We start from the raw sequence: 371 nt of genomic DNA on the forward strand, positions 1-371 counted from the left end.
TCCATTCGGATGGCTTCTGGCCTGCCACGCCACTCCATAACCTGGAGGGTTCGAAAAACTCTCTGGTTATGAGGCCCTGTGTGTGATTCCATCGTTCATCTTACGATGAGGGATGGATGATGATGCAGCCCGGTTTTTTTGATGTTGAAGATCGCCTGGCTCGTCTGAGTGGGCTTGGTGACCAGCTCGAAGCATTTTCCCGGACTGTGGATTTTGAAGTATTCCGTCCTGACCTGGAGAAGGCTCTGGCCTATGCGGACGGGAGCAAAGGCGGCCGTCCGCCGTTTGATCCGGTGCTGATGTTCAAAATCCGTAAGCATCCGGCGGGAGACGCGGGCGTATTCAGGCGGCGATGGTATTGTGGACCTGCT

At 55.3% G+C, this 371-nt stretch carries 1 pseudogene; it reads left to right on the plus strand.

The annotated features are described in order from the left end of the window. Nucleotides 1-116: 116 nt before the first annotated feature. Nucleotides 117-371: pseudogene (locus B7449_RS18015) on the plus strand (hypothetical protein); the annotation flags it as partial.

The organism is Komagataeibacter intermedius TF2, assembly GCF_000964425.1.
Taxonomy (GTDB): domain Bacteria; phylum Pseudomonadota; class Alphaproteobacteria; order Acetobacterales; family Acetobacteraceae; genus Komagataeibacter; species Komagataeibacter intermedius.